General features: G+C 72.1%; 14 protein-coding genes. 8 read left to right on the top strand and 6 right to left on the bottom strand.

What is annotated here, in order from left to right; genetic code table 11:
• Positions 1-163: 163 nt before the first annotated feature.
• The 3 genes from FL583_RS03390 (at position 164) to FL583_RS41390 (ending at position 2,816) form a co-directional block, all read left to right on the top strand.
• Entirely contained in the window at positions 164-850 is a 687-nt protein-coding gene (locus tag FL583_RS03390) for a glycosyltransferase family 2 protein (RefSeq protein ID WP_142702964.1), read from the top strand.
• Positions 847-1,671: a DUF1028 domain-containing protein gene (locus tag FL583_RS03385; RefSeq protein ID WP_142702963.1), complete on the top strand. Its 825-nt coding sequence runs from the start codon at positions 847-849 to the stop codon at positions 1,669-1,671. The genes FL583_RS03390 and FL583_RS03385 overlap by 4 nt, the downstream gene beginning before the upstream one ends.
• Before the next feature lie 83 nt (positions 1,672-1,754).
• Positions 1,755-2,816, top strand: coding sequence for a hypothetical protein (locus tag FL583_RS41390; RefSeq protein WP_240746561.1), 1,062 nt, complete (start codon positions 1,755-1,757; stop codon positions 2,814-2,816).
• On the opposite strand, the gene FL583_RS03375 is transcribed toward FL583_RS41390, so the two are convergent.
• The 3 genes from FL583_RS03375 to FL583_RS03350 are packed head-to-tail and all read right to left on the bottom strand — an operon-like array spanning position 2,813 to position 7,599.
• Positions 2,813-4,465 carry a DUF7379 domain-containing protein gene (locus FL583_RS03375; RefSeq protein ID WP_142702962.1) on the bottom strand — a complete coding sequence of 551 codons (1,653 nt, stop codon included), beginning with the start codon at positions 4,463-4,465 and terminating at the stop codon, positions 2,813-2,815. The two genes, FL583_RS41390 and FL583_RS03375, sit on opposite strands and share 4 nt — an antisense overlap.
• Positions 4,404-7,379 carry a CHAT domain-containing protein gene (locus tag FL583_RS42255; RefSeq protein ID WP_170323460.1) on the bottom strand — a complete coding sequence of 992 codons (2,976 nt, stop codon included), beginning with the start codon at positions 7,377-7,379 and terminating at the stop codon, positions 4,404-4,406. Before FL583_RS42255 ends, FL583_RS03375 begins: the two co-directional genes overlap by 62 nt.
• 4 nt (positions 7,380-7,383) lie before the next feature.
• Positions 7,384-7,599, bottom strand: coding sequence for a hypothetical protein (locus tag FL583_RS03350; RefSeq protein ID WP_142702958.1), 216 nt, complete (start codon positions 7,597-7,599; stop codon positions 7,384-7,386).
• A 64-nt stretch (positions 7,600-7,663) separates the two neighbouring features.
• On the opposite strand from FL583_RS03350, the gene FL583_RS03345 reads away from it, so the two are divergent.
• The 3 genes from FL583_RS03345 to FL583_RS03335 all read left to right on the top strand — a co-directional run bounded on the left by FL583_RS03345 (position 7,664) and on the right by FL583_RS03335 (position 10,485).
• Entirely contained in the window at positions 7,664-9,130 is a 1,467-nt protein-coding gene (locus FL583_RS03345; protein ID WP_142702957.1) for a UDP-glucose dehydrogenase family protein, read from the top strand.
• A gap of 60 nt (positions 9,131-9,190) precedes the next feature.
• Positions 9,191-9,592: a CoA-binding protein gene (locus FL583_RS03340; RefSeq protein WP_142702956.1), complete on the top strand. Its 402-nt coding sequence runs from the start codon at positions 9,191-9,193 to the stop codon at positions 9,590-9,592.
• A gap of 188 nt (positions 9,593-9,780) precedes the next feature.
• Entirely contained in the window at positions 9,781-10,485 is a 705-nt protein-coding gene (locus tag FL583_RS03335; RefSeq protein WP_205751809.1) for a GH25 family lysozyme, read from the top strand.
• A gap of 49 nt (positions 10,486-10,534) precedes the next feature.
• Here FL583_RS03335 and purE read toward each other — a convergent pair whose 3' ends face one another.
• The gene (gene purE / locus FL583_RS03330; RefSeq protein WP_142703197.1) at positions 10,535-11,005 is read right to left on the bottom strand and encodes a 5-(carboxyamino)imidazole ribonucleotide mutase; all 471 of its coding nucleotides are present in this window, start codon (positions 11,003-11,005) and stop codon (positions 10,535-10,537) included.
• A 14-nt stretch (positions 11,006-11,019) separates the two neighbouring features.
• Positions 11,020-12,210 (bottom strand): 5-(carboxyamino)imidazole ribonucleotide synthase, encoded by a 1,191-nt coding sequence (locus tag FL583_RS03325; RefSeq protein ID WP_142702955.1) that lies wholly within the window; start codon positions 12,208-12,210, stop codon positions 11,020-11,022.
• A 115-nt stretch (positions 12,211-12,325) separates the two neighbouring features.
• Between FL583_RS03325 and FL583_RS03320 the strand changes: the two genes are divergently transcribed.
• Both FL583_RS03320 and FL583_RS03315 read left to right on the top strand, forming a co-directional pair.
• Positions 12,326-12,784, top strand: a complete 459-nt coding sequence (locus FL583_RS03320) for a GtrA family protein (protein ID WP_170323459.1) — start codon at positions 12,326-12,328, stop codon at positions 12,782-12,784.
• Between the two features lie 45 nt (positions 12,785-12,829).
• Complete coding sequence (locus FL583_RS03315; protein ID WP_170323458.1) at positions 12,830-13,399, top strand: GtrA family protein; 570 nt, start codon at positions 12,830-12,832, stop codon at positions 13,397-13,399.
• Here the strand turns inward: FL583_RS03315 and FL583_RS03310 are convergent.
• Positions 13,396-13,899 (bottom strand): PH domain-containing protein, encoded by a 504-nt coding sequence (locus FL583_RS03310; protein ID WP_142702952.1) that lies wholly within the window; start codon positions 13,897-13,899, stop codon positions 13,396-13,398. The genes FL583_RS03315 and FL583_RS03310 overlap by 4 nt on opposite strands.
• Positions 13,900-13,906: the final 7 nt, after the last annotated feature.

The following is a 13,906-nucleotide window of genomic DNA, read 5'->3' as shown; positions in this document are numbered from 1 at the left end:
GCTGTGCCATGCCACCCCCTTCCGTGCGTCCAGATATATGGACATAACGTGTCTATCACGTTCAGATGCCGCAATGGAAGTTTTGGGGCACTCTGCACCCAATTGCAACTCTAGAACTCATTGGCACCTGCGCTGGGTGGCCCGGCGTCCCTAGACTCAGCGCGTGAAGCTCTCGGTGCTGATGCCCGTCTTCAACGAGGAACGCACGGTCGCGGCCGCGGTCAAGCGGGTCCTCGACGTGCAGTACCCGTGCGAGGTCGAACTCGTCGTCGTCGACGACGGTAGCCGCGACCGCACGGCGGCCGCACTGGCCGGGCTCAGCGACCAGCGCCTGGTCGTGAGCTCGCACCCGCTCAACCGCGGGAAGGGCGCCGCCGTCCGCACCGCGGCCGGCCTGGCCACCGGCGACTACGTCGTCGTCTGCGACGCCGACCTGGAGTACGCCCCGGAAGACATTCCCAAGCTCGTGCAACCGGTGCTCGCCGGCGACGCCGACGTCGTGTTCGGCACCCGGACGTTCGGCTCGCACGCGTCGTACTCGTACTGGTACGTGCTGGGCAACCGCGGCGTCACGACGGCCTGCAACGTGCTGTTCAACTGCTACCTGACCGACCTCGAGACCGGCTTCAAGCTGATGCCGAGGTCGCTCTACCTCTCGCTCGACATCCGCGAGCCGGGCTTCGGCATGGAGGCCGAGGTCGCGGCCAAGCTGCTCAAGCGCGGTATCCGCCCGTACGAGGTGCCGGTCAACTACCGCGCCCGGGGGCGGGCCGAGGGCAAGAAGATCACCTGGCGGGACGGCGTCGAGGCGGTCTGGATCCTCGGCAAGATCCGCGCCGGCGGCCGGTGACGTTCTCGGTTCTCGGCCGGGACCCGGTGACCGGGGAACTGGGCGTCGGGGTGGCGTCCTGCGTGCTCGCGGTCGGGCGGGCGGTGCCGTGGGGCCGGGCCGGCGTCGGGGTCGTCGTCACCCAGTCGCAGCCGCGCCGCGGCTACGGCCCGCACGCGCTGGCCGGCCTCGAGGCCGGGGTGCCGGTGCGTACGGTGCTCTCGACGTTGCTCGGACGCGACTCCGGGGCGGCCGGGCGCCAGGTGGCGGTGCTGGCCGGGGACGGTTCGGTCGCGGTCCACACCGGCGACGACTGCCTGGCCACCGCGGGCGACCGCTACGGCGACGGCTGGAGCGTCCAGGGCAACCTGCTCCGCTCCCCCGGCGTCCTGGACGCGATGGCGGACGCGTGGGTCCGGAGCGCGGCCCCGGTGGCCGAGCGGCTGCTGACCGTGCTGGAGGCCGGCGAGGCCGCCGGTGGTGACCTGCGCGGCCGCCAGTCGGCGTCGCTGCTGGTCGTCGGCGGACGGCGGGTGGCCGAGCCGTGGGACGCGGTCACCGTCGATCTGCGGGTCGATCACGCCGAGAACCCGCTGGCCCAGCTCCGGCAGTTGCTGGCGATGCAGCGCGCGTACGAGGACGGCGACAGCGCGGCGCTGGCCGAACTGGCCCCGGACAGCACCCGGGCCGTCCACGCCGCCCTCGACGCGGCCCGGCGCGGCGACCTCGACGGCGCCCGGGCCGCGCTGGCCGAGCTGCGCCGGAATCCGGAATGGGAGCGATGGTTGCGCTCTGGGGCAATGGCCGGGCGATTTCCGCACCTCACGCAGTTGCTCGACTGAGCCGGGTCCCTTGACCCACGTTCGGCCATCGACAACGCTGATGGTGCTGACGTGACCTGATGGCCCGGCCCCGGGGAGACCTGATGCGGCACTTCGGAAGCCTGGTTCTCGCCCTGGTGCTCGCGCCGCTGGCCTGGGTCGCGATCGGGTTCGGTACCAATCATCTGATTCGCGGCACCGTGGCGTTACAGAACTCCACCGACAGTGACAAATACATCGGTGTGGGGCTGCTGGCGTTCGCTGGTATCGCGCTGGGCGTGCTGCTCGTGACGCGGCTGTCGCCGGTCGGTCCGTTGATCGCCGGCATCGGATATCTGGCCGCGTCGGCGCTGGGGCTGTCGGCGACCTCGCCGATCTACGACCTGGGCAAGGGGACGCTCAGCGCGGCGAACCAGCAGGCGCTGGTGTTCCCGGTGGCCAGCGGTTATCTGTGGCTCGCCGGGGTGCTGCTGGTGATGACCGTGGTGGTGCCGTCGCGGTGGAGGAAGAAGACCCCGCCGCCGCCCCCGGTTCCGTCGCCCGACCGTCGCCTTCCGCTGGGGACCCAGCCCGGCCAGCCGCCGTACGGACCGGGCGGGCCAGGCGGACCTGGAGCCCCGGGCGGACCGGGTGCGCCGGGTGGGCCCGGCGGACCGGGTGGGCCTGGCGGACCGGGTGGGCCTGGCGCGCCCGGGGCGCCGGTGGGAGCGGGTGCGCCCGGCCAGCAGCCGCCCGGGGTGTACGGGTCGCCGCCGAACTACGACCCGCCGCCCAGCTACGACCCTCCGCCGAGCTACCACGCGCCCTCGGCCCCGAACTTCGACGACACCCCGGCGCCGCAGCAGACGAAGCCGTTCCCGGCGAACTACGGGCCGTCGACGTACGGCAGCAGCCAGTACTCCGACCGGGCCCCGGAGACTCCCGGCTCGGCCCAGTTCCCGTCGGCGTCGCCCTACCCCGGCAGCCCGGGCAACGTCGGCACGCAGTATCCGGCGTCGACCTACCCGTCGGCCTACTCCGCACCGGAGGCGCCGCAGGCGCCCCAGCCACCGCAGTCCCAGCAGCCGGGCCCGACGAGCTACGCCCCGACGGTCTACGGCCGCACCCGCACCCCGGACGACGAGCCACCGGACGCCGAGGACCCGCAGGAGACCCGGCGGCTCTAGCCGGCCGACCCCGGGAGCCACTCGCCGAGCTTCGCGCGGACCTGCGGGTCCGAGAAGAACGCGGTGTGCACGACCGCGTCGGCCGACGGCACCAGGTACGGGTCGCTCACCCGGTAGGCGTCGGCGTCGTAGACGCCCTGGGTGGGCACGACCAGGTCGTTCCCGGCGCCGAAGAACGGGTCGACGAGCGCGTTGAGCGCGGCCAGCTTCAGGTTGCCGCCCGCCGGCGTGAAGTCGGACGCGATCGCCCGCACGGCGCCCGCCCGGCCCTGCGCACCGGCCCCGAACGACCGGTTGGCCGCGGCGACCGCCGGGTTGCCGGGATCCATCGCGGTCAGGCCGGACAGCCCGGAGAAGACGCCGGTCGCGATCTGCTTCACGAGCTCGATCACCGCCTGCACGGTGGCCGTGGCGGGCTCGTCGGGCAGCAGCGAGAACAGGTTGCTGAAGACGTCGATCAGCGTCGTCCAGCGCTTCGGCGAGGCCAGCACCGTGCCGTTGTTCGGGGTCCCGACGTGAATCAAGCGCCGGACGTCGGGAGCCGGGACCCCCGCCGCCGCGGCGACGTCGGGGTCGGCGATCTGCCTCCCCACCAACCCACCCCGGGAATGCGTCAGCAAGTCGAGCGTCACCGGCCGGTCACGCGGTAACCGGTCGAGGAACCAGGACGCGTTGACAGCCGGGTCGACGTGCAGGGTCGGGTGGTCGAAGCCGAGCACCCGCCCGTCGTAGCGGGCGATCAGCTCGGGGAGCCCGGGACCGCCGACGCCGGGCCGGGACAACCCGTCGAACCCGCCCCGGATCGTGCTGAACGTGCCGTGCACCAGCACCAGGAACGGCTGGTCGGCGAGTTCGGCCAGCCGGGTGGCGTCCACCCCGCCGGGCTCGGGCACCGACCCGACGTCGTCCGGCGTCAGCAGGCGGAGCGCGTGCGGCCGGTTCCGGTCTTCCCACCAGCCGACCGCGACCTGCCCGGCCGCCGCGGCGGCCGATTCGATCGGGAACCGGATCAGGTGCAGGACCTTGCGGATGCCGATGCCGAGCAGGCCTCGGCGACCGTCGCCGGTACCCGGATCCTCGGTCTGCGGTTCGACCGGGATGCGGAACACCTGATCGAGCCCGCCCCGCGTCGGAGCGACGCCGAGCGTTGCGGCCGGGGGCGGCCCGCCGTCGGCGATCGCGGCCGCGGTGGCCAGCGTGTCGACGTCCACGTGCCAGCGCATCAGCCCGGCCGCGTCGACCTCCAGCACGACCTGGCCCTCGTCCGGATCCGGCGACGGCACCGACATCTCGACGTACGCCGACTCGTCGGTGATGCCCCGGGCCAGTCCGCTCGCGCCGGGCGCGACCGTGACGTCCTCCATCGGGACGGTGAGCACCGGCCGCATGCCTGCGGCCTCGACGACCGGCCCGAGCTTCTCGCCGACCCCGTCGCTCTCGGCCAGCACCGCGGTGAGTCCACCGGGCGCCACCGCACGCACCGGGGCCCCGGCGGTCGCGGCCGGCCGCACGTCCACGGTCGCGCTCAGGCCGACGGATCGCAGCCGCACCCCGTACGGCATCTCCACTTCACCGTCGCGTTCGAGCTCAGGCACCGTCGACCCGTCCTCTCCACACCACCCGTAGCCGAGGATGACCAAAATAGACATAGGCCAGAACCGTCGGGCCGCCGGTGCCGCGCGTCCGGTAGAGGTACTCGGCCGGCGACTCGCCGGACCAGACCGCCGGGTAGAAGCCTTCCGCGACCGTGCGCGCGGCGTCGTCGTCGACCTTCCACAGCGGAGCGACGACCGCCCCCGCGCCGAGGCCGATCAACGCGGCCGCCAAGCCCGCCGGCTCGCCGAGCGCCTGCTGGCCCTGCCCTACCTGGCAGGCGTTGAGGAACGTCAGGCGGATCGGGCTGCGCCCGACCCCGCGCACCGACACCGGGCTGAGCCAGGTCCGGTCCTGCATCAGCAGGCCGTCCTGGCTTCCGTTGACGTCGAACTGACCGTGCAGTGCGACGTGCAGGACGTCGACGCGAGGCCGCCCGGCCAAGGCCTGCAGAATCGGCTGGGCCAGTGCCTCGACCGGAACCGCGGCGTAGCGGGTGACCAGGCCGGCGGACTCGGCCTCGGCCTGGGGCAACCGCAGCCGCCCGTCGTAGCGACCGCCGACCACCGCCATGGCCGAGAGATCGAGCCGGGACGGCGGGGCCGGGGTCCGCTGGTGCTCGGAGTAGGTCCAGCGGCCGAGCACGCTCTGGGCGCCGAGCACGTCCGGGCGGTCGGGGTTCCAGGGGGCGTCGACGATCGCCAGCTCCCACGGGATGTGCGGCTCCCAGCTGGCGAGCAGAACGGTGGGTGGGGAGGGATGGCAGCGGTCGGCGACCGCCCGGAGCGCGGTCCAGAACTCGGGCGGCATCGCGTCTCGGATGAGGTAGCCGATGCCGCGCAGGTACTCGTCCCGGTCGGGAGCGCCCGCCGAGCCGGGCGGGACGCCCGGGCCGGGAGCGGCGGAGCCGGGCGCGGCCGCCGAGCCGGGCGTGGCGGGGCCGGGCGCTGGGGCGGAGCCGGGGGCGAGGCCGGCGGGGGCGGGGGCGGTTCGGTCGTCGATGCCGCGCATCGTCCGGCGGGCCCAGTCGGCGTTGGCCTGGCCGGTCAGTACGCGGATCGGGCCGGGCGGCAGCGGGACACCGTGGTGGGGTGAGCGCAGGTACCAGACCAGCCGGTTGCCCGCGGTGTCGTTGCCCGGGGCGACGATCACTTCGAGGTCGGGCTGAGCGTCCGGGTCGGTCGGCAGCACCCAGTCGACCCCTGGCGCCTGTCCTGCCGGGGGCGCGAGCGGTGCCGAGGGCGGCATCGGGGGTGGCATCGGCGCCCGAGCGCGGGCGGCGGGCGGCGGAACCTGGGCGAAGCCGACGGCGCTCGCCGGGCCGGCCGCGCTAACCGGGCCAGCGGCGCCGGCGGCGCTTGGCGGGGCGGCGGCGTACGGCGGGGCGGAAGGGGCCGGGGGCGGGGTGGAAGGGGCCGGGGGCGGGGTGGAAGGGGCCGGGGGCGGGGTGGCGATGCGGATCGTCCGGGACGCGACGCCGATGATCTGGCCGTCGACGGTGAAGACCGCTTGTAACGCCCGTTCCGGCAGGAAGTCGGGGCCGGCCGCGGCGACCAGCCGCACCAGCGCGTACGGATACGGGTCGCCGTCGTGGACCAGGAGCTGGTGACTCAGCCCCTCACCGAGCACGCGGAAGCCTTCCGCGAAGACCTGGATGCCCAACGTGAACGGGTCCGACGACACCGAGAGCGGGGACGAGATCGCGCCGACCTGGGGTGAGGCGCCGAGCCCGACGAAGACGTGGAACTCGACCTCCGGCGGGACGGTGTCCGGGGCGTCGAGCCGGGCGTACACGGTCCGAGTGCTGTCCGCGACCGGTGACGGCGGCGAGGTCCGGTCCGGAGTGGTGCGAGCCGGCGGCGCGTGGGCCGCGCCAGGCGGAGCCGAGATCGGCGGGACGGAGGTCGGCGGGGCCGAGGTCGGCGGGGCTGAGGTCGGCCGGGCGGACGTCGGCGGGGCGGACGTCGGCGGGGCTGAAGGCGGCGGGGCTGAAGGCGGCGGGGCGGACGTCGGCGGGGCGGACGTCGGCGGGGTGCGGCGCGGCTTGGTCCGGCGGGGCCACCCAAACCGCCGCCGCGGCCGATCCGGGGGCGGCGCTGCGCGCGGCGGCTCCGCGGACGGCGGGCCGAACGGCTGCGAGGGGTAGGCCGGCGGGGCCTGGTACGTCGGCGCCGACGAAGGGGGCGCCGCATACGGCGGCGCGGACGACGGGGGCGCCGCGTTCGGAGGCGCCGCGTTCGGAGGCGCCGCGTTCGGAGGCGCCGCGTTCGGAGGCGCCGCGTTCGGAGGCGCCGCGTTCGGAGGCGCCGCGTTCGGGGGCGCCGCGTTCGGGGGCGCCGCGTTTGGCGGCGCGGAGTACGGCGGCGCGGAGTATGGCGGAGCCGCGTACGGCGGCGCGGCGTACGGCGGCTGCACCGCCGGCGGCGCGGGAGACGACGTCGGCGGCGGGGCGGAATTCGTCCCTCCGCCCCGTTCCCCGTACGGCGAGCCCGTCGTCGGCGTGACCGGGCCGTCTCCGAGCGCGAACAGCCGAGCCAGCGCCGCATAGGGCTCGTCGCGCCGGTCCCCGGTCGGCTCGACATCCGGCGGCACCCCGGTCAGCGCCGGTGCCGCTTCCTGCAGCTGCACCCACGCCACCCGCCCCCGCCGCGGCAGCACCGGCACGATCACGGCCAGCAGGTGCCGCAGCGGCGACTGCGCCAGCTCCCGGCCGACCGCCGCCTCGATGTCCGGCGCCCACGTCGCCGCCAGCGCCTCCGCCACTTCGGCCGGCGACCGCGGTGGCGGCCCGGCGGCGTCCGGCTCAGTGACGTCCGCGACCGGAAGGGAGAGCCCGGACCGGGCCGCAGCCCGGACCACGTCGGGACCGACCGGGACATACCGCAGCACGACAGCCGCGGACTCGCGGACGACCGGGTCGGGATCACCCAACGCGGCGAGCACCATCTCGAGGTCGGAGACCGACAGCACCGAGTCAGTGTGCGACAACCGGACGCGGCCGCGGGATCACTTCAAGAGCTGGCGTGGCCTGACGATTCGGTTGATCCGGTTCGTGATCGTCGACAGTGGCCGCCGGCGGTGCGACCACCTCGTCGGCGCGATGCGGTTCGCGAGATTGCCGCAAGCCGGTAAATACCGAACGAAGCTTCCGTGACGAAAAATCCCATTGGTCCTGGTAAAAGATGAACACGAGCCTTAACGCTCATTAAGTTGTTCTGACTCTAGCGGTCGGGGAGAGTAGTTCAGCGTGCGGCATGGTAGGCACCACCTATGCTCGTACGGTTGAAGCGACCCGGACGGCCCCTGCACCCCGCCCGGCCCCAATAGAGCTGACCCGGTGGGTCTTGCCACAGGAGGAAGCACGCGTGTCGGAATCGATCCCCCAACGACCTCGCCTCACCGTTCTCGGCACGGGTTATCTAGGGGCCACCCACGCCGTCTCGATGGCCGAACTCGGCTACGAAGTGCTCGGTGTCGACGTCGATGAGTCCAAGATCACCAAACTCGCGGACGGCCAGGTGCCGTTCCACGAGCCCGGCCTGGACGAGATGCTCCGTCGCAATCTCTCGACCGGCCGGCTGCGCTTCACGACCTCGTACGCCGAAGCCGCAGAATTCGGCGACGTGCACTTCGTCTGCGTCGGAACGCCCCAGAAGGCGGGTTCGATGGCCGCGGACATGCGGTACGTCGAATCGGCCGTGGTCTCGCTCGCGCCGCACCTGACGCGCAAGGCGCTGGTCGTCGGCAAGTCCACGGTGCCGGTGGGCACCGCGGAATGGGTCGAGGAGCTCGTCGCGCAGCACGCGCCCGCCGGCCTCGGCGTCGAGGTGGCGTGGAACCCGGAGTTCCTGCGCGAGGGCTTCGCGGTCGAGGACACGCTGCGGCCCGACCGGCTCGTGTTCGGCGTCAAGAGCGAGTGGGCCCAGCAGATGCTGGAGGCCACCTACAAGGGCGTCTACGAGCTCGGCGTGGCCGAAGACCGCGAGGTCCCGACCGTCGTCACCGACTTCCCGACCGCGGAGCTGGTGAAGGTCGCGGCCAACTCGTACCTGGCCACGAAGATCTCGTTCATCAACGCGATGGCCGAGGTCTCCGAGGTCGCGGGGGCGGACGTCACCCAGCTCGCCCGGGCGATCGGCTACGACGTCCGGATCGGCAACAAGTTCCTGCGGGCCGGCGTCGGCTTCGGCGGCGGCTGCCTGCCGAAGGACATCCGGGCCTTCCAGGCCCGGGCCGACGAGCTCGGCGTCGGGCACGCGCTGCGGTTCCTCAACGAGGTCGACCAGATCAACGACCGTCGTCGGGAGAAGGCCGTCTCGCTGACGGAGGAGCTCGTCGGCGGTTCGCTCGACGGGGCCCGGGTCGGTGTGCTCGGCGCCACGTTCAAGCCTAATTCGGACGATGTGCGCGACTCGCCGGCCGTGGCGGTCACGCGTCGGCTGGCCGAGGCGGGTGCGCAGGTCACCGTCTACGACCCGCAGGGCATCGACAACGCGCGCCGGGCGCTGCCGACCGTGGCCTACGCCACCTCGGCGCTCGACGCGATCCGGGACGCCGACGCGGTGGTCGTGCTGACCGAGTGGGAAGAGTTCCGGCACGCCGACCCGGTGACGCTGGGCAACGCCGTCGCGCACAAGCGCGTGGTCGATGGTCGCAACTGCCTCGACCCGGCTGTGTGGCGCGCCGCCGGCTGGGAGTACCGGGGCATGGGCCGCGCCTGAGTTCCCCAACGTACGTCGAGGCCCGGGCCGGTGGCCCGGGCCTCGACGTACGTTGGGGGCATGCACAGCTCAGCCGACGACATCCGAAAGCTGTTGGCCGCGAAGACGTGGGCGTTCGTGGGGCTCACCGACACGCCGTACCGCACCGTGTACCAGATGGCGGCGTTCCTGCAGCGCAACGGCGTGAAGATCGTGCCGGTGAACCCGCGGGCGGAAGCCGTGCTGGGTGAAGAGGGCCACACGTCCGTGCCGCCGGGCGTCGACGTGGTCGGTATCTACCGCCGCTCCCAGTTCGTCGGGCCGCACGTCGACGAGGCGATCGAGGCCGGCGCCTCCGGCGTGTGGACGCCGCTCGACGTGGTCGACGAGGAGGCGGCCGGGCGGGCCGTGGACGCCGGGCTCACGGTCGTGATGGACCACTGCCCCAAGATCGAGTGGCCCGCCTACGGTCCCACCGCCTAACGGCGTACTCCCGAATTTGTCGGCGCTCGTGGGGGCAGCGCGTAAGCGCCCCATCGCTAAGATCAGCCGTGCGCTGTTCCTAGCGGGCAAATCTGGCGGTCCTGTTCCGGGTGACGATCGTGCTTTCGCCAAGTCGGCGCAGACACTCATCCAGCATCCGGGGGGATCAAATGCTCCGACGCGTTCCCTTGTTCACCATCATTGCGTTACTGCTGGTCGCAGCCGTAAGAACACCGGCTGACGCCGCAACTGCGCCGAGCGGCGTGCCCGGCGTGGACGTCTCTAATTACCAAGGCTCGGTCAATTGGGCAGCCGTCCGTAATGCGGGCGTCCGATGGACCTATATTCTCGCCACCGACGGTCTCAACACTCCCAATCGACGCTATTTCGCAGGTCAGTACAACGGTGCGTTCAACGCCGGAATCATCCGCGGTTCGTACCACTACGCGCGGTTCAGCGTGTCTGACGGAACCACTCAGGCGCGGTACTTCGTGATGCACGGCGGTGGCTGGTCGCCCGACGGCATGACGCTACCCGGTGCACTCGACCTGGAAGGTCGTTGTGGTGCCGACCCGGCGTCGACCCGGCGGTGGATCGCGCAGTTCCTCAACGAGTACCGCCGTACCACCCGGCGCGATGCGGTCATCTACACCACGCCGAACTGGTGGGCTACCTGTGTCGGGAGCTGGCCGCAGGTCACCTCCCGCTTCCCGCTCTGGATCTCGAACACGAGGACGACCCGGCCCCGCGTTCCGTCCGGCTGGGGCTACTACACGATGTGGCAGTGGGTCCATGGCGAAGACGGCGGCCGCGTCAGTGGGGTAACCGGTGGCGTCGACCAGAACGTGTTCAACGGAACGGTCAACCGGCTGCAGGCCTTCGCCCGCGGCTGAGCCGATCCGGCCATCGGTGGGCGGTCGAGCCGTCCACCGATGGCGATCGTCAGCTGAGTTCCTTCTGCAGGGCCGCGTCCTTGGTGGCGACCAGGGCGCGGAGGTCGTCCTGGAACGTCTGCATCTTCGACCGCAGCTCGTCGTCGGCGGCGGCCAGGATCCGGACGGCCAGGAGCCCGGCGTTGCGGGCGCCGCCGATGCTCACGGTGGCCACCGGGACGCCGGCCGGCATCTGGACGATCGAGAGCAGCGAGTCCATGCCGTCCAGGTGCTTCAGCGGCACCGGGACGCCGATCACCGGCAGCGGCGTCATCGACGCGACCATCCCCGGCAAATGGGCCGCTCCACCGGCCCCGGCGATGATGACGCGAAGGCCCCGGGCGGCCGCTGACTCGGCGTAGTCGAGCATCGCCTTCGGGGTTCGGTGAGCCGAGACGACCCGCACTTCGTGCGAGACCCCGAACTCGGTCAGGGCCTCGGCCGCCGCCTTCATCGTGGGCCAGTCCGAATCGCTGCCCATGATCAAACCGACGGTCACGAATCTTCTCCCTCTCGCAGCCAGTGCACGGCCCGCCGGGCCCGGCGGCGAACCTCGTCCAGATCGTCGCCGAGCGCGGTCACGTGCCCGACCTTCCGCCCGGGGCGGAGTTCCTTGCCGTACAGGTGCACCTTGACGCCCGGCTCGGCCGCCATCATGTGGTGGATCCGCTCGTCCAGCGTCATCTGCGCCGGTGGCTTGTCGTGGCCGCCCTTCGGATACTCGCCGGGCCTCGGGGGCGTCACGTCGCCGCCCAGCAGGTTCGCCATCACGACGTACGGGGCCGTCAGCCCGGTGGCGCCGAGCGGATAGTCGAGGACCGCCCGCAGGTGCTGCTCGAACTGGGACGTCCGGGAGCCCTCGATCGTCCAGTGCGCCGAGTTGTGCGGACGCATGGCCAGCTCGTTCACGACGATCCCGGACGCCGTCTCGAACAGCTCGACCGCCAACACCCCGACGACGCCCAGCTCGGCGGCGAGCCGGATCGCCAGCTCCTGGGCCTCGATCGCCAGGTCTTCCGACAGCCCCGGCGCCGGCGCGACGACCTCGACGTTGATGCCGTCCCGCTGCACGGTCTCGACGACCGGCCAGGCGGCCACCTGCCCGAACGGCGACCGGGCGACGACCGCGGCCAGCTCCCGCACCAGCGGTACCCGCTCCTCGACGATCAGCGGGGTACCGGCGTTGAGCAGTTCCTGCACCTGGTCCGCGGAGTCGATCATCCAGACGCCACGGCCGTCGTAGCCGCCCCGAGCGGCCTTCAGCACGGCGGGAAACCCGAATCGCTCCACGTCCGCGACCGACGTGACCGGCGCCCAGCGCGGTATCGGCGCGCCCAGCTCGGCCAACCGCGACCGCATCACCTGCTTGTCTTGCGCGTGGATCAGCGCGTCCGGCCCCGGGTAGACCGTGACGCCGTCGGCGACCAGCGCGCGCAGGTGCTCCGGCGGCACGTGCTCGTGGTCGAACGTCACGACCTCGGAGCCGGCCGCGAGCTTGCGGAGCGCGGCCAGGTCGGTGTGGTCGCCGATCAGGACGTCGGACGCGACGAGCGCGGCACCGTCGTCGGGGTGGGCGGCGAGGAGGCGCAGTGACTGCCCGAGGGCGATCGCGGCTTGGTGGGTCATCCGGGCGAGTTGGCCGGCGCCCACCATGCCGACTACCGGGAGTCCGGTACGGGGGTGCATGACCGAAAGGCTAACCGGCGGGCCGGTCGAACCGGGGACGCCCTCCAGCCGTGCCCAGATCATGCACGACCTTGCCCCGCGAGCAGCGCGGAACGACGGCGCATATCCTCGATCGGTGAACTTCGTCCGCCGTCTCCGCGACCGCTGGCACGCGCTGATCAAGGAGCTCACGAAGTTCGGCATCATCGGCGTCGTCAACACCGTGCTGGACTTCGCGGTCTGGAACGCGGTGCTGTCGATCGGCCCGATCAAGGCGCAGGTCGTCTCGACCGTGATCTCGGCCACGTCGTCGTACTTCATGAACCGGCACTGGACGTTCCGGCACCGGGCCCGGTCCGGTCTGCGTCGCGAGTACCTGCTGTTCTTCGTCTTCAACGCGATCGGGCTCGTGATCACCGCGGGCATCCTCGGCATCGCGTCGTACGTGTTCCACGTCGAGCACGTGGCCGCGTTGAACGTGGTCAAGCTGTTCGCGATCGCGGTCGCCACCGCGTTCCGGTTCTGGGCCTACCGGCGCTGGGTGTTCCTGCACCCGGAGGACACGCTCTACGAGCCGGACCGGGCCACCATCTGACCAATGACTCATGGTGACGTGCATCGAGTCTCTATCGTGGCGCACGTGACTTTGTTGGCGAAGGTTCGCGCCGGCCGCGACGGGCTCTTCAAGCAGCTGGCGTCGTTCGGCGTGATCGGCGCGGTGAACTTCGTGGTCGACACCGCGATCTTCAACCTGCTGTTCGTGATCGGTCCGGTGAAGGCGCAGATCGTGGCCACGACCGTGGCGACGACGCTGGCGTACTTCGCGAACCGCCACTGGACGTTCCGCAAGCACGAGCGGTCCGGGCTGCGGCGCGAGTACACGCTGTTCTTCGCGCTCAACGGGGTCGGGCTGGCGATCACCGCGGCGATCGTCGGGGTCGCGAAGTACGGCTTCGATCTGCACGATCAGCTGGCGCTGAACATCGTGCGGCTGTTCGCGGTCGGCGTCGCGACGCTGTTCCGGTTCTGGTCCTACAAGCGCTTCGTGTTCGGCGACGTCGTCGTTCCGGCCGAGGACGTGGCGGTGGCCGCGGTCGCGGCCGCGCCGCCGGAGTCCGCCGAGGCCCTCGTCGACGAGCTGGAGACCACGGCCGAGGCCGCCGTGCCCGCCCCGCGGGAAGACCGCGAGGCGGCCCGCGCCGAGGGCTAGTCGCTCTCGAACTCGTCTTCGAACTCGTCGAGGTCCAGCCGCTCTTCGAGCAGCTCGTAGATCACCGCGTGGACGTGGGCGACGCGCGGGACGTTCTGCACCACGATGACGTCCCGGTCGGCGCCCAGTTCGACGTAGAGCGTGCCGCAGCCCAGCATCCGCTCCAGCAGCGTCTGCTCGAACGACACGTCGTCGATCCGGCCGAGCGGGATGTCCCGTCCGTACCGGGCCAGCACGCCGGAGCGCAGCAGCAGACGCCGATCGGTGACGGTGAGCGTCGTCGTGAGCCAGTGCAGCACCGGCCGGGTCGCCGTCGCCAGCAGCACCACCGCCGCCACCGCGACGACGCCCCACCGGGTCGACGACTGCGACACGACGACGACGAGCAGCCCGGCCAGCCCCACCACGACGACGATGATCACCGCGGGCCGGACCAGCACCCGCACGTGCGGGTGCCGATGGACGAGTACTTCCTCGGACCCGAGCAATGACACTGCCATCGGCGTC

Origin of the sequence: Cryptosporangium phraense (assembly GCF_006912135.1) — a bacterium.
Taxonomy (GTDB): Bacteria; Actinomycetota; Actinomycetes; order Mycobacteriales; family Cryptosporangiaceae; genus Cryptosporangium; species Cryptosporangium phraense.
This window is presented reverse-complemented; position numbering and strand designations above follow the sequence as displayed.

Coding starts and splice junctions, on each gene's coding strand:
- FL583_RS03345 (WP_142702957.1), top strand. CDS start 7,664: ATGGTAGGCACCACCTATGCTCGTACGGTTGAAGCGACCCGGACGGCC.
- FL583_RS03375 (WP_142702962.1), bottom strand. CDS start 4,465: ATGTCTATTTTGGTCATCCTCGGCTACGGGTGGTGTGGAGAGGACGGG.
- FL583_RS03310 (WP_142702952.1), bottom strand. CDS start 13,899: ATGGCAGTGTCATTGCTCGGGTCCGAGGAAGTACTCGTCCATCGGCAC.
- FL583_RS03325 (WP_142702955.1), bottom strand. CDS start 12,210: ATGCACCCCCGTACCGGACTCCCGGTAGTCGGCATGGTGGGCGCCGGC.
- purE (WP_142703197.1), bottom strand. CDS start 11,005: ATGGGCAGCGATTCGGACTGGCCCACGATGAAGGCGGCGGCCGAGGCC.
- FL583_RS03340 (WP_142702956.1), top strand. CDS start 9,191: ATGCACAGCTCAGCCGACGACATCCGAAAGCTGTTGGCCGCGAAGACG.
- FL583_RS41390 (WP_240746561.1), top strand. CDS start 1,755: ATGCGGCACTTCGGAAGCCTGGTTCTCGCCCTGGTGCTCGCGCCGCTG.